General features: G+C 58.1%; 24 protein-coding genes and 2 pseudogenes. 4 read left to right on the top strand and 22 right to left on the bottom strand.

Features of this window, described 5'->3' with window-relative positions; all coding sequences use genetic code 11:
* The first annotated feature begins 95 nt into the window (after nt 1–95).
* A complete protein-coding gene (locus PLD_RS30810) occupies nt 96–875 on the top strand; it encodes a DUF4145 domain-containing protein (protein ID WP_256674753.1) in 780 nt (259 codons plus the stop codon).
* A gap of 3 nt (nt 876–878) precedes the next feature.
* Here the strand turns inward: PLD_RS30810 and PLD_RS25295 are convergent, their stop codons facing one another.
* From PLD_RS25295 to PLD_RS25350, 13 genes and pseudogenes are all read right to left on the bottom strand, one after another.
* Entirely contained in the window at nt 879–1,334 is a 456-nt protein-coding gene (locus PLD_RS25295) for a phage virion morphogenesis protein (protein WP_159897438.1), read from the bottom strand.
* Entirely contained in the window at nt 1,327–1,779 is a 453-nt protein-coding gene (locus tag PLD_RS25300; protein ID WP_159897439.1) for a phage tail protein, read from the bottom strand. Before PLD_RS25300 ends, PLD_RS25295 begins: the two co-directional genes overlap by 8 nt.
* Nucleotides 1,776–1,961, bottom strand: a pseudogene (gene lysC / locus PLD_RS30815) (Rz1-like lysis system protein LysC); the annotation flags it as partial. The gene PLD_RS25300 and the pseudogene lysC, both read right to left, overlap by 4 nt.
* The gene (lysB, locus tag PLD_RS25305; RefSeq protein ID WP_159897440.1) at nt 1,876–2,319 is read right to left on the bottom strand and encodes an Rz-like lysis system protein LysB; all 444 of its coding nucleotides are present in this window, start codon (nt 2,317–2,319) and stop codon (nt 1,876–1,878) included. The gene lysB and the pseudogene lysC, both read right to left, overlap by 86 nt.
* Nucleotides 2,316–2,795 carry a hypothetical protein gene (locus tag PLD_RS25310; protein WP_159897441.1) on the bottom strand — a complete coding sequence of 160 codons (480 nt, stop codon included), beginning with the start codon at nt 2,793–2,795 and terminating at the stop codon, nt 2,316–2,318. The genes lysB and PLD_RS25310 overlap by 4 nt, the downstream gene beginning before the upstream one ends.
* Nucleotides 2,792–2,998 (bottom strand): hypothetical protein, encoded by a 207-nt coding sequence (locus PLD_RS25315; RefSeq protein WP_015634859.1) that lies wholly within the window; start codon nt 2,996–2,998, stop codon nt 2,792–2,794. Before PLD_RS25315 ends, PLD_RS25310 begins: the two co-directional genes overlap by 4 nt.
* The gene (locus tag PLD_RS25320) at nt 2,995–3,837 is read right to left on the bottom strand and encodes an N-acetylmuramidase family protein (RefSeq protein WP_159897442.1); all 843 of its coding nucleotides are present in this window, start codon (nt 3,835–3,837) and stop codon (nt 2,995–2,997) included. Before PLD_RS25320 ends, PLD_RS25315 begins: the two co-directional genes overlap by 4 nt.
* Nucleotides 3,834–4,157, bottom strand: coding sequence for a phage holin, lambda family (locus PLD_RS25325; protein WP_178116211.1), 324 nt, complete (start codon nt 4,155–4,157; stop codon nt 3,834–3,836). Before PLD_RS25325 ends, PLD_RS25320 begins: the two co-directional genes overlap by 4 nt.
* Before the next feature lie 45 nt (nt 4,158–4,202).
* Nucleotides 4,203–4,415, bottom strand: a complete 213-nt coding sequence (locus PLD_RS25330; RefSeq protein WP_015634862.1) for a tail protein X — start codon at nt 4,413–4,415, stop codon at nt 4,203–4,205.
* Nucleotides 4,415–4,876: a head completion/stabilization protein gene (locus tag PLD_RS25335; RefSeq protein WP_159897444.1), complete on the bottom strand. Its 462-nt coding sequence runs from the start codon at nt 4,874–4,876 to the stop codon at nt 4,415–4,417. The genes PLD_RS25330 and PLD_RS25335 overlap by 1 nt, the downstream gene beginning before the upstream one ends.
* A 101-nt stretch (nt 4,877–4,977) precedes the next feature.
* On the bottom strand, nt 4,978–5,685 hold the full coding sequence (locus PLD_RS25340) for a terminase endonuclease subunit (RefSeq protein ID WP_159897445.1): 708 nt from the start codon (nt 5,683–5,685) through the stop codon (nt 4,978–4,980).
* Nucleotides 5,686–5,696: 11 nt separating this feature from the next.
* The gene (locus PLD_RS25345) at nt 5,697–6,704 is read right to left on the bottom strand and encodes a phage major capsid protein, P2 family (RefSeq protein ID WP_159897446.1); all 1,008 of its coding nucleotides are present in this window, start codon (nt 6,702–6,704) and stop codon (nt 5,697–5,699) included.
* Nucleotides 6,705–6,748: 44 nt separating this feature from the next.
* Nucleotides 6,749–7,609, bottom strand: coding sequence for a GPO family capsid scaffolding protein (locus PLD_RS25350; RefSeq protein ID WP_159897447.1), 861 nt, complete (start codon nt 7,607–7,609; stop codon nt 6,749–6,751).
* 155 nt (nt 7,610–7,764) lie between these two features.
* Here PLD_RS25350 and PLD_RS25355 point away from each other — a divergent pair.
* Nucleotides 7,765–9,522: pseudogene (locus PLD_RS25355) on the top strand (terminase ATPase subunit family protein).
* Entirely contained in the window at nt 9,522–10,571 is a 1,050-nt protein-coding gene (locus PLD_RS25360; protein WP_159897448.1) for a phage portal protein, read from the top strand. The pseudogene PLD_RS25355 and the gene PLD_RS25360 overlap by 1 nt, the downstream one beginning before the upstream one ends.
* A 2-nt stretch (nt 10,572–10,573) precedes the next feature.
* Here PLD_RS25360 and PLD_RS25365 read toward each other — a convergent pair whose 3' ends face one another.
* From PLD_RS25365 to PLD_RS25380, 4 genes are all read right to left on the bottom strand, one after another.
* Nucleotides 10,574–11,308: a hypothetical protein gene (locus tag PLD_RS25365; RefSeq protein WP_159897449.1), complete on the bottom strand. Its 735-nt coding sequence runs from the start codon at nt 11,306–11,308 to the stop codon at nt 10,574–10,576.
* Between the two features lie 35 nt (nt 11,309–11,343).
* Nucleotides 11,344–12,024: an SOS response-associated peptidase family protein gene (locus tag PLD_RS25370; RefSeq protein ID WP_159897450.1), complete on the bottom strand. Its 681-nt coding sequence runs from the start codon at nt 12,022–12,024 to the stop codon at nt 11,344–11,346.
* Between the two features lie 30 nt (nt 12,025–12,054).
* Nucleotides 12,055–12,693 carry a hypothetical protein gene (locus PLD_RS25375; RefSeq protein WP_256674755.1) on the bottom strand — a complete coding sequence of 213 codons (639 nt, stop codon included), beginning with the start codon at nt 12,691–12,693 and terminating at the stop codon, nt 12,055–12,057.
* A 951-nt stretch (nt 12,694–13,644) separates the two neighbouring features.
* A complete protein-coding gene (locus PLD_RS25380) occupies nt 13,645–13,839 on the bottom strand; it encodes a hypothetical protein (protein ID WP_159897452.1) in 195 nt (64 codons plus the stop codon).
* Nucleotides 13,840–14,304: 465 nt separating this feature from the next.
* On the opposite strand from PLD_RS25380, the gene PLD_RS25385 reads away from it, so the two are divergent.
* Nucleotides 14,305–15,486, top strand: a complete 1,182-nt coding sequence (locus PLD_RS25385) for a tyrosine-type recombinase/integrase (protein ID WP_256674756.1) — start codon at nt 14,305–14,307, stop codon at nt 15,484–15,486.
* Here the strand turns inward: PLD_RS25385 and PLD_RS25390 are convergent.
* The 5 genes from PLD_RS25390 to PLD_RS25410 all read right to left on the bottom strand — a co-directional run bounded on the left by PLD_RS25390 (nt 15,456) and on the right by PLD_RS25410 (nt 19,441).
* Complete coding sequence (locus PLD_RS25390) at nt 15,456–15,731, bottom strand: pyocin activator PrtN family protein (RefSeq protein WP_074915953.1); 276 nt, start codon at nt 15,729–15,731, stop codon at nt 15,456–15,458. The genes PLD_RS25385 and PLD_RS25390 overlap by 31 nt on opposite strands.
* Before the next feature lie 366 nt (nt 15,732–16,097).
* Entirely contained in the window at nt 16,098–17,336 is a 1,239-nt protein-coding gene (locus PLD_RS25395) for a type II toxin-antitoxin system HipA family toxin (protein WP_159897454.1), read from the bottom strand.
* A complete protein-coding gene (locus PLD_RS25400) occupies nt 17,333–17,629 on the bottom strand; it encodes a helix-turn-helix domain-containing protein (protein ID WP_017679281.1) in 297 nt (98 codons plus the stop codon). The genes PLD_RS25395 and PLD_RS25400 overlap by 4 nt, the downstream gene beginning before the upstream one ends.
* A 295-nt stretch (nt 17,630–17,924) precedes the next feature.
* Nucleotides 17,925–18,179, bottom strand: coding sequence for a DUF2274 domain-containing protein (locus PLD_RS25405; RefSeq protein ID WP_159897455.1), 255 nt, complete (start codon nt 18,177–18,179; stop codon nt 17,925–17,927).
* Complete coding sequence (locus tag PLD_RS25410) at nt 18,176–19,441, bottom strand: TrbI/VirB10 family protein (protein WP_159897456.1); 1,266 nt, start codon at nt 19,439–19,441, stop codon at nt 18,176–18,178. The genes PLD_RS25405 and PLD_RS25410 overlap by 4 nt, the downstream gene beginning before the upstream one ends.

Here is a 19,441-nt window from a genome sequence, read left to right on the forward strand (position 1 = left end):
ATGCAGTATTCTTCAGTTGTGAATGCCTTGCTTACAAGTAAACTGTTCTCTATACATAAGACCTAATTTTCTGCTACTCGGTGAAATGGACTTTTATGAAATATATAGTTCCTTCTGTTCGCGCTACTGCATTTAATTGTCCGCATTGTTTTGCATATGCCAAGCATCAGTGGTCAGATGTTTTTTTGAATAATCTTAACGATAGAGATCCACTTCCGAAAATACATGTAAAAAATGAAGTTGTTGAGGCGCTTACTAAGTTTGCCAAAGGGACTGAAGTTAATGGTGCGATTAGTGTCTCAAGTAGGTTGGCGAATGGTGAGGTGTTTAGATTTTATGATCATGATAAAAGCGGATATATTTCATTGGGCAATGTGTTTTCTGGGGAGTGCTCTAATTGTAGTGGGGTAACTATCTGGGCTCATGAAAAACTTATTTTTCCGAGTACTAGTGGTGTGGTTCCTGCAAATGTGGATATGCCAAAAGATATTCGGCTGGATTATGAAGAAGCCAGCTCTATACTCGATAAGTCGCCACGTGGTGCAGCTGCATTGCTGCGACTGGCAATTCAAAAATTATGCAAAGAGTTAGGGCAGCCTGGGAAAAATATTAACGATGATATCAAGTCGTTAGTGGCGGCTGGCTTGAGTTCTATGGTTCAACAGGCGCTGGATACAGTGCGGGTAATTGGGAACTCAGCCGTTCATCCAGGTCAGATTGATCTTAAAGATGATCGCCAGACCGCAGAGTCTCTTTTTATGCTTGTAAATTTAATTGTTGAAAAAATGATATCTGAGCCAAAGCATGTTAAGGCTATGTTTGACTCTTTACCTGGTAATTTGATTCAGGGGATTAAGGATAGAGATAAGAAATAACACTTATCCTGCTAGATGAATTAGTAGGCCGTCACGAATAGTGTCTAGGTCTGCATCGGTAAATCCGAGTACTTTCCGCGGTTCATACTTTACCTCTGGCGCCCCACGCTCGGCCCGGTCCTTTAGCCCGTATTGATGCACACGTGCAATACGGGCCACCCGTCCCGTAAACCCAACACTGATCGCATTACCGTCCCCCTGAACCTTCAAGAAGCTCGCAGTGCGCAGCTTCTTGAACATCTTCACCTGGCGCTTGATGCGTCCTTGTTTGCCCCGCAGGTTCCGTTGTTTACGCGGTGCGTACTTGCTCCCGTCCGGGTTGCGCTGGGCGATGATCCGCTGTTGCTGGCTGCGGCGCAGGGCCTGGCCGATGCTTCGGGCGAGCTGATTGCGTGCGGCGGGATGCAACTGCCCCAGCAGGCCCGCGGCCCAGTCCTCCAGTGCTTCAAGATCAGCCATTGGGCACTATCCATTCCGGGCCGCTTTCGGGCCATGTTGGGTTGCGCTGGGGTTCACCTGGGTGCCTGATGGTGGTGTTGCCTGCATCATCAGTACGAACGATCACGCGCTCGGTGAGGGGAAGGGTCAAGCTCATGTCCACCTTGCTTTTGTCGATGAGGTCGGCTTCAAACTTGATGCCGTCGGCGGACTTATCGAGGTTTTCCAGCAATTCGGACTGGTTTACGCGCAGCCACTCCAGCAGCGGCAGCATGACGTTGTCCGGATGGCCGGCGAAGTCGGTCAGGATCACCTGCAGGTCATAGCTGTATTCGAACGAGAGGCTGGGGGCCGCGGTGCAGCGGACCTTGCCGTTGTCGATGAAGATCAGCAGTCGGTCGGGGCTGTGGCGCAGTTCCGGGATCTGTTCCAGCAGGAAGGCCCGCAGGCTATCGGGTTTGTTCATGGTTTGGCCTGCTGGTAGCGGTAGATCATGTCGACCTGGCCCGCGCATTCGGCCCAGGCGGCCTCGATACGGTCCTGGTCGGTGATCAGATCGCCGTTACTGCTTGGGCTGGTCGCCGGCAGGCTGCAGGGCACCACGGCCGGACAGCCACTGACGATAAGCGTCGGCGCCGGTGAGGGCGGGGCGCTCGCGCAGCCGGCGAGCAACATCAGGCAAGGGCTGCTCAGCCCAAGCGCGCAGATCAGCGTTTTCACGTTTTAGCCCCTTGATGGTGAGTTGTCGTTTGGCGAGCCCCTGGCGTAGCAAGTCCTGTTCCGTGCGCAAACGGGCCTGGGCCTCGCGTTCGCCAGAAAGAGCAGCCTCCAGGGCATTTGCTTTGCCCTCGCTGCGTCCGGCTGCGGCCAACGCATCCCGGGTGTCTTTCTCGGCCAGCTCCCTGTTCTTGTCGGCGACTTCGATGCGTTGCTCCTGATTCCAGGCGAGCAGGCCCAGCACGCCGACCAGGGCCAGGCCCAGCAGGATCTGGCGGATGGTGCTCATTTGAGGAACTCCCCCAGGATCAACTGGCGGTATTGCTCGTCGGTATAGATCGCGCGGGCCTCATTGAAGTAGGCCTCATCGATTACCCCCGGTGTCAGAAGATGGCGCTGATAGCTGCCGCCGTTGAGCTCGATCAGTTGCAACATCAGATCCGTTTCTGGGGTATCGATCCCCAAGTCGCGGACTCGGCTCGCCGTTGTTGCGTAGTACCCACCTTGGCGGACCTTGGCCGACTTGAGCCAGTCGAACTCGTCGTAGATCCAGATAGCTTGTTCTTGGTCGAGGTCATCAGGAGGGGCCTGATGGTCCGAAAGTACGACGACCCCTGGCAGGCGCCCGAGTAAATCCTCTGCTTGCAGGGTGACGAAAATCACCGTTTTGCCCTGGGCGGTGAGGTCGTTTGCGATTCTCACCAGGCGGGTGGTCTTCCCTGTCTGGCGACCGGAGATTTCGAGGTAGGCGATCTTGGCGGTCATGCGCGGTACCAGCCCAGTTTGTTCATGGCCCCGACGTCCAGGTGTTCGAGCGGGCCGCGAATCACAATCACCCGACAACCCGGGTCGACGAATTGCAGCGCCTCGGCCAGCAGCTCCATGGCTTCTGGCTCGGTGTTTTCAGGCACGACCAGCACGTCTCCGTCCTCTACCTTGAGCTTGTGCACCGCTTCGAGATCGATCATGCCGGTACCTCCTGACCGCAGCTGCATGCACTGTGCCGCTCATAGGCACGCAGGAGCTTGGTGTCGTACAGGTTGCGCTGGTAGTTCGGCCCGTTGTACTGCCTGGCAAAGTCGGCCCACTTGCGGGCCTTCAGCGCTTTGTGGAGGGCCGGATCGGTCTCGATGAAGCGGACGAATGCGTCGAACTGGCGGGACTCGCTCGCGCTCATGGCAGCCACGAAGTCCTGCACGTTGGCATAGCCCAGGCGCTGCCAGTGAAAGCCCATGATCTGAAAGGCACCCCAGGAAGCGGATTCGAGGGCCGCGGTGTCATCGATGAGGCGAGCCGTGGCGAGGCGCTGATGCTCAGTAGGTCCGCCGGCATAGCCTCCGGGGTTCGGGTTGATGATGGCCGGGTACTGCGCCGCGAGCTCGTCGGCGTGGCGCTTGAGTTCTGCCGGGTCGTCGCCTGGGTGGCGTGGCGTCTTTAACTGGCGGTACATGATGTGCCGTTCAAACAGGATCGCCGGCTTTCCGTTGGCGAAGAAACCCTTGCCGTTCGATTCGACCTCATTCACCGCATAGACACTGGCGAGGGGCAGATCCAGGCGCTGGGCAGCGCTGATCAGGTCGGCGTTCTTCAGCAACAGAGCGCAATCGCCACCGGCCAGGCTGGTTTGGGTTTTCTCGCCGGCGATACCGTCCACCACCAGGCCGGCCTTGAGCTGGTAGGCGCGAACGGCCATTTCGGTGGCGTCGCCGTAGTCGCCGTCCACTGCAACAGTAACGCCGTGGCTGTTGAGGTTCTTCTGCAGGATGCGAACCGCCTGCGAGCGATCGCCGTGCCGGAGTGTGCTCATAGCTGCTCTACCTTGCGGTTGAAAAACTTGCGGGCCGCGGCGCGGGTGCCCTCGACGCCGAGCAGGCCGATCACACCGCCGAAAAATGGGGCGGTCGATGCCGGGATGCCGAGCAACGCCAGACCGTGGCTGGCAGCCAGGGCCAGCGCCCCGCAGAGCGGCGCCTCGATCAGCACTCGGCGTAGGGTGCCCCCGCCGTACATGATCCGTAGAGCCGCGATGATCAGCGCCAGGACGCCGGCGTACAGGGTCGGCCAGTTCTGTTCGAGCCAGGCGGCGAACCAGGCCCAGGTGTCGGGACGGTCAGGCATTCGCTTCATTCCAGGGTCCAGGGTGGTAGGTCTCAAGGAGGCGGCTCAAGTGGATCAGTCCCATAGGTTCACCATCTGCCGCTGTGGGGCTGTGGTCTGGGCTTCGGGCATTTGAACAGCGAGGCCTTGCGGCAGGGTGGGGCCGTGATCAGCCAGCCCGGGGTTGGCCTCAAGCACCGCCTCGGTGACGCCGGCGGTGCGGCCGTAGTGACGCCAGCAAAGGGCGTCGACGGTGTCGTTTTGCAGGGCGCGAAGGGTGACAGCCATCAGATCAGCTCCACGGTGGTGCGCGTGGTACCCAAAAAATCGCGGATGGCCCAGCGCTGGTCGCGGTGGTAGTCATCGATGTTCGGGGCCAGTTCCTCGGCCTTGCGGTTGCCGGTGTTGGTGCTGTCGTAGGAGCGGTACCGCTCGCAAACCTCAGCGCCGACCCCGGCCTCAATGGCGCGGTGGTACAGATGGACCTGGACCGATTCGCCGTTGACCTGCCGCGCTGGTACTTCGCGCAGCTCGTTATAGCCCTGGGCCTGCTTGCTGAGCTGCCAGGCCTCTAGCTCGCGGTTGACGTTGATCGCTGTGTTGATCACCGCGGTTTCGAGCCGGGCAGGGGTGACGCTGCTGTCGATACGCAGCGTGGCGCGCACCTGGTCGAGATCGATCGAGGGCCAGAATGGGTCGGTGTTGATGTGGCCGCTTGGCGTGGTGCCGCCGGCTACGAATCCGCTCATGGTGCTGCGCTCAATAAGTCGCCGGTGGTCGGGGCTTCACGTTCAGGCGGAGCGGCCTGGCCGATCCGCCCCGAGCCGGCGGGGTGCGTGGGGACGCCCGGTTAACTGCCGGTGGCAGTGTGTTTCTTCAGGAGGCGCTCGACGCGCTCCAGATCCTTTTTACCGCCGCAGTTGCTGTGCAGCTCGATAGCCCGGGCCAGATGGTCCCGGGCTTGTTCTAGGGGCTTCAAGGCCTCTGCTGAGGGGGTATCCTCGGTGACCTGGGCCGAGTACGCCTTGCCGATGGCCAGGTGCAGCTTGGCCCGGGCCTGGTCCGGCATGTCTTCCTTGGTGGTGATCTGCTCGGTACGCAGTAGCAATTCCAGGTCAAAGCTGCCGCCGGCCTTCTGGGCCTTCAACGCGGCTTCGGCGATCTCTTCGGCGACGATGGTGCCGGTGGTGCGCTCGAAGCGATCAGGCATCAGCAGCTGGTGCTCGATCACGTAGGCGGCGATGTCCAGGGCACCTTTGAAGTCGCCGGCGTCCATGCGCCAGACCATGAGGGTGGTCAGCACCTGGTCTTGGGCGCCTTTGCCCTCGGCGAGCATGCCTTCGACGTAGGGCTCGTACTCCGGCAGCAATTGTCGCTTGAGCTCTGCCTTGCCTTCGGTGGACTGCACCTGTTTGAGCCGCAGGTAGTCCTGTTGGAGCTTGGCGAGGTTCAGCTCGTAAATGTTGGCGCCTTCCATGGTCAGGGCTGGCCCGGCGACAGCAGCCGCTGCAACGGCTGCTGTAACGCGCTGGAAGTGACGGCGGCAGGGGTTGGTCATGATCGCCGGCCTCAGCTCAGGGTGATGTTTTCGGCCATGGCAGCGCAGCCCAGGTCTTCGATCACATAGCTTTCATTGACCGACTCGAAGTTCTCGATGCGGTCGCGTTTGGCGTTGTCGACGACGGTGCGGCGGCGGGTGCCTTCCTGCCAGTACAGCGACAGGTTGTCGAGGCGGGTCACCAACAGGCCGTTGGCCGGGAAGTGCGGGACCCGAACGGCTGGCAGGTTGCCAATGCGCTTTTGGCTGGTGACGATGTCGGCCGCGAGCATCTCGGTCGGCGCTTGGGTTTTGTTGATGATTGGGAAGTACTTGTCGGCCAACAGTTGGCGACCGCAGACCACCACCAGTTCGGTGTCTTCCTGGTACCAGGGCTCAATGAACTCGTTGACCATGCTGACGACCAGAGCGTCGATGTTTTCGAAATCCTTGCCAGCGCCGATCTGGATCTTGCCGCTGCCGTCGACCACTTCGTGCAACACGCGAGCGGCGTTTTCCAGGCGCATTTTCTGCAGCCAGCCAATGTTCACGTCCTGCAACAGCGGGTTGGTGGATGGGTTGGAGGTCTCGGCGCGGCTGGTGCCGTTCCAGCCGATCATGATCCGGTTGAGGGCCTGGGCCTTGATGATGGCGTCACGAATACGCGCCTGAAAGTCCTTGAACTTGGCCCACTGGTCGAGCTTCTGGTAGCGAATCCCGGTGTCGAAGTTGGTCTGGGTGCAGGTGTACCCGCGATTGTCCAGACCGCTCGGGTCGCGGGGCTCACGGTCCTTGACGGTGGTGTCGGTGGTGCTGGCAATGGTGCCGTCAATGCCGATGCCGATCTTCTCGCCCGACTGTTCGGAGACGCCGTAAACGTTGATGGCGCTGAGGAACGCGCTGGACTCCTGAATGCGGGTTTCCAGAGTCTGGGCAACGCTGGGTGCGGCCGTGAATTTGGTGGTGACGTCGCTCACGCCGTGCAGCTGCGCGAGTTGTTGCAGGTAGGCGTTGTACAGGACGCGGGTATCGTTACGCATGGTGTTCTCCGATGTTCCTTGGCTTGGTGTTGTCCGTGTTGGGATCAGCAGTCGGTGACGAGAGCCCCGTCACCACCCGTAGCCGCGGGGCGAGCGGTGAACTGCGGTAGCTGGCTGGTGCCGGCCGGCGTCTTTTCGAGTTTTTCCACCAGCGCGGAAAAGTCGGCAGCCAGTTTCTCGTGCTTGGCCAGCAGGCTTTCGCGGGCGGCCTTTTCGGCGGCGAAGGCTTGGCCCTGGCCGGCGACGTGCTCAGCCATGGCCTCGACGGCCTCGCCGAGCTCGGTGAATAGAGCGGCGTCCTTGCCTTCCTTGTCCTTGCTCTTACCGAGCAGGTCGAGCACGCGGCTGAACAGGCCAGCGACCTTGCCGCTTTCGTCCTCGACTTCCTCGAATTCGAATCGTGCCTCGATAGCTTCCGAGAACAGGTTTTCCTTGTCCTGCTTACGTCCTGCGAGGGTGCCGTGTTGTGCGCTGAACTGGAGCGCTTCAGTACCCAGGCTGGCCGGGCTGTCCGTTACCGCCAGGCCCACCAGGTAGGCTTTGCCGGTGTCAGCAAATTTCGGATTGACCTCGACGGAGGTGTAAATCTTCTGGCCGCGCTTGTTGAGGTCGATCAGGGTGGCGGTCGGCTCGATCTGGGCGAACAGCGCCAGTTTCTTCTTGCCGTCGATGTCGACCTCTTCAGCCTTGCAGGACAGCACATCGCCATAGGCGCCAAAGGTGGAGTCAGGACCCAGGCCGCGGATGTGTTCGCAGTTGATCCGGGCGCCGTAGGTGTTCGGGCTGTACTGGGCGGCCATTTCCGTGATCCAGGCGCGCTCGATGTTCCGGCCATCGGTGGTGGCGCCTTCCACGGCGATGCGGAACCACTTGGAGCGGAATTTCTTGGCGGCGGTGGTGCTCATGACGGGCTGTCCTCGATGCGGTGGCGATGGTGCTTTGTGCGTTGAGGGCATGTTGTTGAGCGCGGGCGAGACGGGCAACGAGGCGCTGTTGTAGATCCGCGGCGTACAAGGGGCGGCGCGGGAAGTGTTCGCGCGCGGGCGGCAGCATCTGCGCCATGAATGCCATCGTCGATTTGCCCACCGATCACCGCCACCACGCCAAACACCTGTATTGGCAGGGCTATCGCGTGTGCGAGATCGCCGAGCTGATCGGGGAGAAGGAAAAGACCCTGCACAGCTGGAAGGCCCGGGACGAATGGGACCGGGCCACGCCGCTGGAGCGCATCGAGGCGGCTACCGAAGCGCGCCTAGTGCAGTTGATCCTCAAGGACCCCAAGTCCGGGGCGGACTACAAGGAAATCGACCTGCTGCACCGCCAGCTGGAGCGCCAGGCGCGTATCCGGCGTTTCACGGAAGGCGGTACCGAAACCGAGCTCAACCCGAACCTGGCCAAGCGCAACGAGGGGCCGAAGAAGGCACCGAAGCGCAACGAGTTCGATGAAAAACACATCGAAAAGCTGACCGAGGCGTTCATCGACGGATGCTTCGGCTATCAGTTGGACTGGTACAAGGCAGGCAACCAGCGTACCCGTGCCATCCTGAAATCCCGGCAGATCGGCGCGACGTTCTACTTCGCCCGGGAGGCGCTGATCGATGCGTTGACTACCGGGCGCAATCAGATCTTCCTGTCGGCCTCGAAGAATCAGGCGCACATCTTCAAGGCTTACATCCAGGCCTTCGCCCGTGAGACGGTCGGTATCGAGCTGACCGGCGATCCGATCATCTTGGGCAACGGCGCCGAGCTGCACTTCCTGGGCACCAACGCCCGGACCGCCTAGGGCTATCACGGCAACTTCTACTTCGACGAGTTCTTCTGGACCTTCAAGTTCAAGGAGCTCAACAAGGTCGCCAGCGGCATGGCGATGCAGAAGCAGTACCGCCGGACCTACTTCTCCACCCCGTCGAGCATGGCCCATGAGGCCTACACCTTCTGGACCGGAGAGCGCTTCAACAAGGGCAAGCCGGCGGCGCAGCGGATCAAGCTCGACGTGTCCCACGACGCCCTGCAGCAGGGGCGGCTCTGCGAGGACCGGATCTGGCGCCAGATCGTCACTATCCTGGACGCGGAAGGGCGGGGCTGTGATCTGTTCGATCTGGACGAGCTGCGGCTTGAGTACGACGCCGAGGCCTTCCAGAACCTGCTGATGTGCCAGTTCATCGACGACGGGGCCAGCATCTTCCCGCTGGCGATGCTGCAGCCCTGCATGGTGGACAGTTGGGACCTCTGGGCAGAGGACTACAAGCCCTTCGCCGCGCGGCCGTTCGGCGATCGCCAGGTCTGGGTGGGCTATGACCCGGCGGAAAACGGCGACAGCGCGGGCATGGTGGTGATCGCGCCCCCCATGGTGCCCGGCGGCAAGTTCCGAATCCTGGAGCGGCACCAGTTCCGGGGCATGGACTTCGCGGCCCAGGCCGAAGCCATTCGACAGGTCACCCAGCGCTACTGGGTGACCTACATCGGGATCGACATCACCGGCATGGGCTCAGGCGTGGCGCAGTTGGTGAAGTCGTTCTTTCCGAACATCACCACCTTCAGCTACTCGCCCGAAGTCAAAACCCGCCTGGTGCTGAAAGCCTACGACGTGATCAAGAACGGCCGGCTGGAGTTCGATGCCGGCTGGACGGATATGGCCCAGTCGCTGATGGCTATCCGAAAGACCGTCACCGCCTCCGGGCGCCAGTTCACCTACACGGCTGGTCGCACCGACGAAACCGGCCATGCCGACTTGGCGTGGGCGACCTTCCACGCCCTGCACAACGAACCCCTCGAAGGGCAGACCACGGCGAACACCGGATTTATGGAGTCCTATTGATGAGCAGACGTAACCGCGGAAAACAGCTGGCAGCCGCCAATGCCCCGAAAGAAGGGGAGCTTCTGCAAGCCGAAGCCGGCCCGGTGGAGGCCTTCACCTTTGGGGACCCGACGCCGGTGCTGGATGGCCGAGAGATCCTCGACTACCTGCAGTGCTGGCTTAACGGCCGCTGGTACGAAACACCGATGTCCATGGATGGCCTGGCCAAGACCACCCGGGCCAGCGTGTACCTGCAGTCTGGGCTGAACTTTAAGCGCAACATGCTGGCCCGTACCTTCATCCCCCACAAGCTGCTCAGCCGCCAGGCCTTCGAGCAGTTCGCCCTGGACTGGCTCTGGTGCGGCAACTGCTACCTGGAGAAGCGCAACAACATGCTGCGCAACACCCTGGGCCTGGTTCCGCCGCTGGCGAAGTACATGCGCCGCGGAGCCGATCTGGTGACCTATTACCAGGTTCGGGGCTGGAAGGACGAGCACGAGTTCGCCCCAGGCTCCATCTGCCACCTGCGGGAGGCCGATATTAACCAAGAGATTTACGGCCTGCCGGAGTGGCTGGCGGCGCTGCAAAGCGCGCTGCTGAACGAAAGCGCCACCCTGTTTCGTCGCAAGTACTACAACAACGGCAGTCACGCCGGCTTCATCCTCTACATGACCGACGCGGCGCAGAAGGAAGAGGACATCGATTCGCTGCGTACCGCACTGAAGAACTCAAAAGGCCCGGGCAACTTCCGCAACCTGTTCGTCTATGCACCCGCCGGGAAGAAGGACGGCATCCAGCTGATCCCAGTCAGTGAGGTGGCGGCAAAGGACGAGTTCAGCTCAATCAAGAACATCAGCCGCGACGACCTGCTCGCGGCCTTGCGCATCCCGCCGCAGTTGATGGGCATCGTGCCGCAGAACGCAGGTGGTTTCGGGTCGTTGCGAGAGGCTGCCCAGGTCTGGACGGAGAACGAGCTGGAGCCGCTGCAGGCGCGGCTGGCCCAGGTCAACGAGTGGCTGGGCGAAGAGATTATTAAATTCAAATCTTTAGCTGTAGAGAGTCGGGAGTAGTGTCATTGTAATTGCTGAAGCTCAATTTCCTTAGCGTGTACGGTGTTTAACGCCCTTAATATTGCCTTTGTATCCATGAAATGTATAAGCCTAGACTTTGAAGTGCTTAGCAATACCATCCCCGCAAGTAGAGGAGTTTCTGAGGAAATTAGCATTACCGGGGAGCCACTTAGGCCATTAGGGTCTTCAATGTGATCATAGTTTACATTTATTGTAGAAACCTCGTTTTGCAATGAGGTTTCTACGTGGCTTCCTTCAATAATAGTGATTCTGGCAACTACTTTTTTGTTGTCGTAGTCATATGACCTTCTGCATCCTGGGTATCCACAAACCAGGAATAAATGGTCATCAAGGTTTTGGTGGTCGGGCACACTGAACGAGTCTAAGTTCATAAACTGAAGATTTGGAGGAGGGTTTGATTCCAGACGTTGTGTATCGATTCGAAAAATCAGGATGTCATTGCTCATGTTATCGTCATCAGGGAATGCTGACTCTCTGTCGAATGGAACAGTATGTTCGTAGTTACGTAGCAAAATTCTAAGATCTGCGCTTGAGTTCCAAGGTTTGTTTATTATGTGTTTGGCAGTAATTGCGTAATAACTTCCTTTGAATTTTACTGTAAATATTGTCCCGATGCCGTAGTAGCCGAACTCGCTTTCTGGGCTTTCAAATACTGCTGGATGTACGAAACCCTCCAATGCTTTTCGTTGGGTGTCACTAATAATTTGCTCACTCATGATATGTCAATTTTTCTGAAGTTTATATTGATGGTCTATGCTTTTGTTTTTATTAAATTTGAACTTTGATTTCGTACATTTCCTACAGATACATCAACTTTAAACCATTCGAAGGGCTCGGCTGGTTCGCCTTGGTGCATAGCAATTAGTTCCGCGCGCTCCTTAGGTGTAGCAGGGTCCAGCCATTCTCTGGCCAGTTCGGGCGACAAGACAACTGGCCGGCGATCGTGAATATCGACCATCCCCCCTGCACTGTCGGCGGTGATAATCACGAAGCCGTCATGCTCGCCGCGGCCTATATCCGGATCCGGCAGTTGTCCGATTGAAGCGCAGAGAATCGGCGAGCCATCGCGGTGCTGGATCAAATAGGGTTGCTTCTTCGGGCCGCCTTCGTCTACCCACTCGAACCAGCTGTCGATTGGGCAGATAGCCCGATGCGGCCAGATCTGTCGAAAGAATGGACTGTGAGCGACTTTCTCGACCCGAGCATTGATCGGCTCTGCGCGGTCAGTGGCCCAGTGTGGCCGCCAACCCCAGCGCACTGCGTCAGCGTGTAATGTGTCGTCGGCGACGTGGAAGAGGGCGAGCTGCATTGTCGGCGCGGCGTTGTAGCGCCCCAGGGGCTGATCACCGACGCTATTGATCAGGGCCCCGGGCATGCTCAGGGCTGCGACAAAGTCGTGAATGCCGCGGTACTGCGAAAGTCGTCCGCACATATGAGCGCCCTGGTGGTAGGCCTGCGATCTCTAAACTGTAGACCTGTCCCCATCTCTGGCAATAAACCCGCGCCCATCGCAGACGGCGCAGTCTTCCCGCATCACGAACCGGTCAAGACAGGCTGAGCACTTCCTGAATGCCGCAGCGAGCAGAAGAGGGCGAGCACGGCGGTAGGTTTCGAAGTCGTGATTCTCCAGGGCAATCAACGCTTGGTCCGCGAGGGCTCGGTATGCGTCCGGGTCGTCGATGTTTGCGTACTCGTGTCCGTTGATGCGTTGGCCAGTGATCACCAGGTCATAAAGGTAGCCGTCGCCCGTTGTGATCGTCAGGCCGTCCATTGACCACACATCCGGATTTATTCGGAACACAAGCCGACGACTTCCTTTCTCATCGATCACCTGGGCTGCCCAATTCGCCGAGCCTTCCGGGTAATAGATCCTTCCCGAGAGCTTGCCCAGCCGCGGCCCGCCGCCCCGAGGAACCAGGTCGTAGAAGGCGGACGATATGAATTCAGGCTCGCAATCGATCAGCGTCTCAACGGCATGCCAGTACGCAGCGTTTGCGAGCTCATCCAGATCGAACTTCTGAGCCTGATCGATGACCTCAGCGTCGACCATGTCTTTGCTGATAGCCAGGCAGCCTTGACGGTATGCCTCGGGGTAACTCATGCGGAGTTCGTGATCGTCCAGGTGTCGGCGCCAGTGGGCAAGCCACTCAGCTTTAGAGGGGATACTCATGAGATCAGACTGCTATAACTGATGCTGTATGCATATACAGTAATTCAGCGGAGACAAATCGGCGAATCAGGGCGACGAAGTGCTCAGCGCTAGTTCGGGGCAATGACGTGCCACAGAATCGGGGCAGTGACGTGCTTCAGCACCTGGCGCGCGCCGTCGTCCCCCCACCTCGCCTGCGGGCTAAATGGGTCGTTTTTTCTGCGCACCCGCGGACCACTCTCGGCGGCTCAGGCTGGGCGCGTGCTTGGTGTTGTGGGGAGGTTGAAAATCTGCGGAACCCTGCACTGAGGGGGTATTCCGAGAGAGGGCTGGAGGCTCTGCTGCGGAGCGCGGAAGGGGGGCATGCGTCAGAAAGAGTAATTTCAGTAATCAGGCCCGAAGAATGGGCTGAAGGCCACGTATCTCATGGTGTTTTAGGTTACAAAAAGGAGTAACAGGGAAGTAATTGAAAAGGTAATTATTTGGCAACCTTTTGTTTTTAAAGGGGTTTTATAAAGGCGGGAATTACATTTATAAAGAGTAATCAGGTTACTTCAATATTACTTAAAAATTACCTTTCTGCCGAAATGAAAAATCCTTTAATTTCAATGGATTGATCGTAAAAATCGATTGAGATTACTTATGTTACTCTTTTTTTAGGCCGGAAAATTTCGGGATGTACCGCCGTCTACATGCACGCGCACGTTCGAATGTCAGTTTCCGACCTGGCGACGGGAATCGCTGGGGTGTGTGGAGAAAGCGTGGGGATTGGAGCGACAGGCATTGGCAACTCGGTAGGGCTGGCTCTCAATGCCAATAAAAAGCCCCCGCACCGAGTTGAGTGCGAGGGCTTTTTACATACTGGTGCTATTCGTAACGCGGGTACCTAACTTTCGACCTTCCCTAGAGCATGTCCTTGTATGGCACGCGCTGTTTGGCCTCGGCCGGCTTCCCCAATATGTAAAACGTGTGTTGGAATTCGTCCTCCACGCAAGTCCTGGCTATCACGGTCAACAATTGCCACCCCTCCGCCAGCAGCTTGTTGGCTTCTATAAAACCCTTCACTTCCCTCAATACCGCCGCTTCGCTCATTTCCATCGGTCTTTCTCCTTTTGGTTTTGCTTCATTCTAGGCGCAACCGGCTGCTCTTAGCAGTCAAAGGCGGCGCGTTGCGAATCCTATTAAGTCATAAAGAAATCAGTAACGTTACCGAACATCGGCGCCGGTGAGTCAGGTCATCTTTATGGAGTTTCAGCCCAGAAAGGGTGTGGTTCAGTGATGGGAGGAGGAGGTGTTGGTACGAATGTGGTACGCGAGATCTATAAGTGCGCTGTAAGTACCGTTTACAGAGGCCTGTAGAATTAACAGTTCCAATCCATCATCGGCGCCACGGAGAAGCGGCGGGACAGGGAAGGGCGCATGGTGGCTGGCTTTGAGGCTGATTTTAGAGGCATTTGTTTAGGTCGGTTAAAGGCCAAAATGGCTTGTTTTTGCCCGTTTTTGCGCATGTGGTGCTAAAATTTAGCACTGGTAAATGCATTTTTAGCACTGATGGTGAGCGATGTGGGAACGATCACTCGGCGCGTGAACAAAAGCGGGCAGACCAAGTACACGGTTCAGATTCGGCTGCGCCGCAAGGGAGTCATAGTCTACCAAGAAAGCCAGTCCTTCGACCGTAAGCCGGTTGCTCGCGCCTGGATGATGAGGAGGGAGGCCGAACTGGCGTTGCCCGGAGCTCTTGAGAAGGCTTCGCGGGAGGATGTGCCGCTCAAGAAAATCATTGAGCGCTATCTTGATGAATACGAGCTGATACGTCCGCTCGGAAAAACCAAGCGAGCTACCTTGAAAGCGATCAGCGAGACCTGGCTAGGTCAAATTGCTGATGTCGATCTGACGAGCCAGAAATTGGTCGAGTACGCGCAATGGCGGATGAGCCAGGAGGGAGGTGGTGTTCAGGCTCAGACGGTTGGAAACGATCTCGCACACCTTGGCGCTGTCCTGTCAGTCGCTAAGCCTGCCTGGGGATATGAGATCGACGCGAGCGCTATGGCTGATGCGCGCAAGGTGCTGCGTAAGCTGGGTATGGTGTCTCGAAGTCGAGAGCGTGATCGGCGACCTAGCATGGATGAGTTAGACAAATTGCTCACCTACTTTTTTGATCTCCAGGCGCGCAGGCCAAGCGCGATACACATGCCTAAGGTCATAGCTTTTGCGATTTTCTCTACACGCAGGCAGGAAGAGATCACTCGGATTCGCTGGGAGGATCTGGATGAGCGGCGGCAGGCGGTGCTTGTTCGAGATATGAAAAATCCCGGACAGAAGATTGGTAATGATGTCTGGTGTCATCTGCCAGATGAGGCCTGGCGGATTGTTCAGAGCATGCCTAAGTCTTGCCGAGAGATATTCCCTTACTACTCGGACTCAATTTCTGCGGCGTTCACTCGTGCTTGCAAGTTTTTAGCTATCAAGGATTTGCATTTCCACGATCTGCGCCATGACGGCGTGAGCCGGCTATTCGAGATGGAGTGGGATATACCGAGGGTTGCCAGCGTATCGGGCCATCGCGACTGGAACTCCATGCGCCGTTATACGCATCTGAACGGGCGAGGAGATCCCTATAAGGACTGGTCTTGGCTGGAGAGGATAATCGAGGCCTCTGTGGTGCTTGGAGCACGTGTGGGGCCGGAGCCTGCAGAAGATAGAAGGGGTGTGCTTCAGGCCAGGCGTCGTCGATCCATCAACTGATCCTGCTCTCTAATTGCGGCCTCGCGCTGTCTATCTATGTAGGCAGCGAGATCTTCTAAATGCACGCCGAGGTTGGCCTTCTGCGAGTTAGCGCCCAGTCGCATCACCGGAAGGTCGATTTCTCCCATCAGGCGCTTGCGTTTGAACTTGTCCACCGAAAGGCCGAGGAAATCTCGGCACACCCATTCGATAGGAATTACGGCTTGTCCGTCGTACTGAGCCATTAGCAAAAACAGTGTCTTCATTGCTCTATGCCATAGCGATATTTCAACCGGATTCAGCCTATTGGTGCTAGGTCTGATAGCAAACAAGCTAAGTCGTAGATGGGCGTGCAGACCGGTAATGCCTTGAGCATCGTCGGTGCCGTGGATCCAGCTCGCCAAGGGCCCGGCAACGCGCCTGCACTTGTTGACGAGCTGGATCCGCTGCAGGCGTTGCTGGAATGAAAGGGGTCTCAAGAGCGCTGAGACTGATGCTATCTGGGTTTGCGAAATGCGGGAAATGCTCACTGATGGTGAGCATTATCTGGATTTTATAAACCTGTCGGCCCGGAGGTATGTGCCTGCCCCTTGGTGTGTATTCAACGTCCGTGATGTCGAGCGATGCCTGCGTCAGTCGAGGCGCTTGCGGATTTCGTTGAATGCTCGCTGAATTATTTTCTCCTGATTGGGATCGATCTCAAGTTCTGTGCATATTGAAGACCACCCGGAGAGAGCATCAAGGGTCTGCTCGATGTAGATATCCGGATCTAGATATCGGAACGCAGCGCAGACTTGTTTAAGGTTTTTACGTGTTGCCAGCCCGGAGCCGTTGAAAGAAGTAGTGTGCTCATCCGCGAAACCCTGGACAGGGGCATAGGTCAGGTCATAGGCCGGAGCTAATGTCCACCGTCCTTGGTCGTGCAGGAATGCAAAATTCTTGGCGTGATCATCATGGTTGTGGGTCAGCGCGTTAAAAACCATGAGTCTTGCCATGCGCTCTACCTCCGCCGCATGGTTAGTGACCGCACTGGTTGTTTTCAAGAGATCTGAATAGTCCAGTGAGGGAACGCGGTGATCAGCATAGAGAATGCCGCTGGCAGTCATCATGTGGAGTTTGCTATTGCCATGCCGGTCGAAACGTTGGGCAGCAAAGAAACGTTCGGTGCCCTTTGAAGAGCTGACTGTGAGCAAATCGCTCGCAGCCATCTTTACTCCCGCACGTTCTGCTAGCAACGCGTAGGCGTATTCGATGGTGCCGGTATCACGATGTTCGGTTGGTGATCGGAATTTCACTAGCCAGTGTTGGTAGCCGGCTGGGAGCTGCTGGAAAGATGTATTGCATTGTTTTCTGTCTGGGGACAGTGCAACGACGACCTTGGGGCGAGCGCCGGCAGGGGAGCCACCAGCGAGGCGCAGAGCATCAAGAATGGACGAGGTGTCTCCTTCGTAGACCGCCTGGGACTCCTGGTAGAGCTGGGCCAGATCAATATCATCTTCACCGGTGGCGTGCTCAAGCACCGGGCGATATTCCAGTGCACCCATGCCCCTGTCCGCCATGTAAGCCAGCCGATCGAGCGGGGAAATGTTTCTACGGTCTATGCCATGATTAGCAAGGAAATAACGATCCATTAGCAGCATGCCCCATCCGTCCGGAAGGGAGTCGGCAAGCGCGCCTGGTAGGCCTGCGAAAAGGACTGGATCAGCCGCTTTCTGGGGGTGGGTTGTGAAGTCCATGTTCAGGGGGGACAGGTTGAAGCCTTGCGCCACCCACTGTGGATGATAGGCAAAGTAGATACCCTGTCGACTGGCAACCAGCTCCCCGACCGGCGTGCCGGTGAGCAATACCTCTACGGTGTTGATGGATTTCATTGGCGCCCCCGGGTACGTCCTGTTTGTTTGATTTCTTCAAGCGAGACAGGCCGCTCATGCTTGAACAGTTCAGCGATTTGGCGTGTTGCACCAAGTGCTGTAGCGATGAGCACCAGAGCATCAAGGGTGATCTGCCCAGTGGACTCGAATCGCTTGATGGTCGATTCGGAAACACCCGCCATCTTCGCCAAGGATTTGCGGGAGAGGTTCTGTGCGAGTCGCGCTTCTCGAGCGTTGGCACCGATCTTCTGGGCCAGTTCGCCTGGAGCGAGCAGAGAATGGGTTAGGGCCAAGGATAAACCTCGTTTAATGGTTCATTTTAGATCCATTATACGTCATTATCGCTTTTATTGGTTCAAATATGGCCCATTGATTTTTGCCTGACCTAGATTGGTCCGGGGTGGAGAGACCGCCCGCCCTGGCCTTCAATGCTCAAGCGGACTGTGCTGTCATAAGTCTGTTCCAGTCATCAATCCGCATGATCGTGAGGATTAATAGTGGTGGACCATCGATAGCATCAAAAACCTCACGATATTGAGGATTTTTATCAATTCAGTTGGGTGCATAAGAAAATCCACTCTCCGCTGTTCAGCGTGGATCGGTGGTTTGTGGCGCAGCAGATAGTGCAGGCTTGTTAGTTCTTTTGAACACCCGATCCCTCGCCATGAAGGCCTCCAGCATGTGCGGAATGAGCGTCAGGGCGTCGACCTCTTCACCGTAGGTCTGTGAGTGCAGCGCCGCGTAGCGCTCTAGGTCGGCCTTCAGGCTGGCGGGGCAGGTGAAGGTTAGTTTCAGGTTCTCAGTTTTCGGCAGTGGGCCGAGACGCAGCTTGGTTGTGCTCATTGCGGATTCCTCTGGTGAGTGGAGAAAGGCTGATATGGGCGCAGCACCAGATCGCGGTTGACGATCACGCGCAGGGGCAGGCCGGGACGCTGGGTCAGCGTGGGCTGGATGTCGAGGTTGCGGCGGGTGACCTCCTGGCCGACCTGATTCACCGTGTCCTGCAGGCTGTCGCGCCCGGCGATGATGATGCGGTTGCCGTCAGTGCGGCTGGTCGGTGCGGCCAGATCGGCGCCAATGCCCAGCAGACTGGTCATGGCCGCGCCGGCGACGATCCGATCCCAATGCCAGTCGACGCCATCCTCGAGACCGGCATAGCCGGCGGCGTCGGTGCCGACCAGGCTGTCGAGCTGGAAAGACGAGGTGTCTGGCAGGATCATCCGCTGCCACACCACCTGCACGCGGCTTTGCCCGTAGCTCACCTGGCTGTTGTAGCGGCCCAGCAGGCGGGCGCCTTGAGGGATCAGCACGTGCTGGCCGGTAGCGCTGTCGTAGACTGGTTCGGTTACCGTGGCGATTACGTCGCCGGGCAGATCCGACTTGATACCGGTGACCAGTGCCGCCGCGATGACGGTGCCGGCCATCACCTGGTAGGGCGATTCAGGCACCTGCAGCAATCCGGAATTACGGATGTGTGCATTTACGGATTTACTGAGAAACGCCTCGTTCCGTTCCTGCTGGGTCGGCGTTCCTGCCGTTGCGCCTACCACGCCTGACGAGGCCATACCCAGGGTCATGGGATCGGGTTGGGCGCCCCCAGTGGATGCGACGTTCGATCTCCTCGCGCTGCTGGTCTGGAAAAACACCGAGGACTGGGCCGCCTCCTTGGCTTCCTTGAGCCGGGCAAGACGCTCGGCTTCAGCGGCATCCGGACCATGGCCGTAGCCCTGCGCTTGCTGCTCGGCCCTGAGGATCGCCCCGCCCAAGTCGCCAGGCAGCGGCGGCCCCAGTTGCGGTACCTCGGGCGCAGGTGGAGGCGACAGCTGCGAGTAGTCTGCCGGCAACTGCTCCAGCCCCTCGGAGCGTGCTACGCGGTCGACGTTGTATAGCTCGTTCGGCTCGGCGCCCTGGCGGCGCTGCTGCGGCTGCAGCGACCACAGCATGGCACCGAGTACCGCAGCCGATAGGCCGCCGACCACTACCGCCAGCATGCGCGGATTGAGGCGAGTGACCGGGCGCGGCTTGGCGCGCAGCTCCAGCGACTCCGGCGCTTCCTTAGGCGGTAGCGAGGTTGCGGCGGTTTGGTTGCCGTTCTTGGCCGTCAT

The sequence above is a fragment of the Pseudomonas sp. LD120 genome (assembly GCF_009861525.1).
In the GTDB taxonomy this organism is placed as follows: Bacteria; Pseudomonadota; Gammaproteobacteria; order Pseudomonadales; family Pseudomonadaceae; genus Aquipseudomonas.

Bases quoted from the DNA above. Each gene is read 5' to 3' on its own strand.
- PLD_RS30810 (WP_256674753.1), top strand. From the start codon at position 96: ATGAAATATATAGTTCCTTCTGTTCGCGCTACTGCATTTAATTGTCCG.
- PLD_RS25295 (WP_159897438.1), bottom strand. From the start codon at position 1,334: ATGGCTGATCTTGAAGCACTGGAGGACTGGGCCGCGGGCCTGCTGGGG.
- PLD_RS25300 (WP_159897439.1), bottom strand. From the start codon at position 1,779: ATGAACAAACCCGATAGCCTGCGGGCCTTCCTGCTGGAACAGATCCCG.
- lysB (WP_159897440.1), bottom strand. From the start codon at position 2,319: ATGAGCACCATCCGCCAGATCCTGCTGGGCCTGGCCCTGGTCGGCGTG.
- PLD_RS25310 (WP_159897441.1), bottom strand. From the start codon at position 2,795: ATGACCGCCAAGATCGCCTACCTCGAAATCTCCGGTCGCCAGACAGGG.
- PLD_RS25315 (WP_015634859.1), bottom strand. From the start codon at position 2,998: ATGATCGATCTCGAAGCGGTGCACAAGCTCAAGGTAGAGGACGGAGAC.
- PLD_RS25320 (WP_159897442.1), bottom strand. From the start codon at position 3,837: ATGAGCACACTCCGGCACGGCGATCGCTCGCAGGCGGTTCGCATCCTG.
- PLD_RS25325 (WP_178116211.1), bottom strand. From the start codon at position 4,157: ATGAAGCGAATGCCTGACCGTCCCGACACCTGGGCCTGGTTCGCCGCC.
- PLD_RS25330 (WP_015634862.1), bottom strand. From the start codon at position 4,415: ATGGCTGTCACCCTTCGCGCCCTGCAAAACGACACCGTCGACGCCCTT.
- PLD_RS25335 (WP_159897444.1), bottom strand. From the start codon at position 4,876: ATGAGCGGATTCGTAGCCGGCGGCACCACGCCAAGCGGCCACATCAAC.
- PLD_RS25340 (WP_159897445.1), bottom strand. From the start codon at position 5,685: ATGACCAACCCCTGCCGCCGTCACTTCCAGCGCGTTACAGCAGCCGTT.
- PLD_RS25345 (WP_159897446.1), bottom strand. From the start codon at position 6,704: ATGCGTAACGATACCCGCGTCCTGTACAACGCCTACCTGCAACAACTC.
- PLD_RS25350 (WP_159897447.1), bottom strand. From the start codon at position 7,609: ATGAGCACCACCGCCGCCAAGAAATTCCGCTCCAAGTGGTTCCGCATC.
- PLD_RS25360 (WP_159897448.1), top strand. From the start codon at position 9,522: ATGAGCAGACGTAACCGCGGAAAACAGCTGGCAGCCGCCAATGCCCCG.
- PLD_RS25365 (WP_159897449.1), bottom strand. From the start codon at position 11,308: ATGAGTGAGCAAATTATTAGTGACACCCAACGAAAAGCATTGGAGGGT.
- PLD_RS25370 (WP_159897450.1), bottom strand. From the start codon at position 12,024: ATGTGCGGACGACTTTCGCAGTACCGCGGCATTCACGACTTTGTCGCA.
- PLD_RS25375 (WP_256674755.1), bottom strand. From the start codon at position 12,693: ATGAGTTACCCCGAGGCATACCGTCAAGGCTGCCTGGCTATCAGCAAA.
- PLD_RS25380 (WP_159897452.1), bottom strand. From the start codon at position 13,839: ATGGAAATGAGCGAAGCGGCGGTATTGAGGGAAGTGAAGGGTTTTATA.
- PLD_RS25390 (WP_074915953.1), bottom strand. From the start codon at position 15,731: ATGAAGACACTGTTTTTGCTAATGGCTCAGTACGACGGACAAGCCGTA.
- PLD_RS25395 (WP_159897454.1), bottom strand. From the start codon at position 17,336: ATGAAATCCATCAACACCGTAGAGGTATTGCTCACCGGCACGCCGGTC.
- PLD_RS25405 (WP_159897455.1), bottom strand. From the start codon at position 18,179: ATGAGCACAACCAAGCTGCGTCTCGGCCCACTGCCGAAAACTGAGAAC.
- PLD_RS25410 (WP_159897456.1), bottom strand. From the start codon at position 19,441: ATGACGGCCAAGAACGGCAACCAAACCGCCGCAACCTCGCTACCGCCT.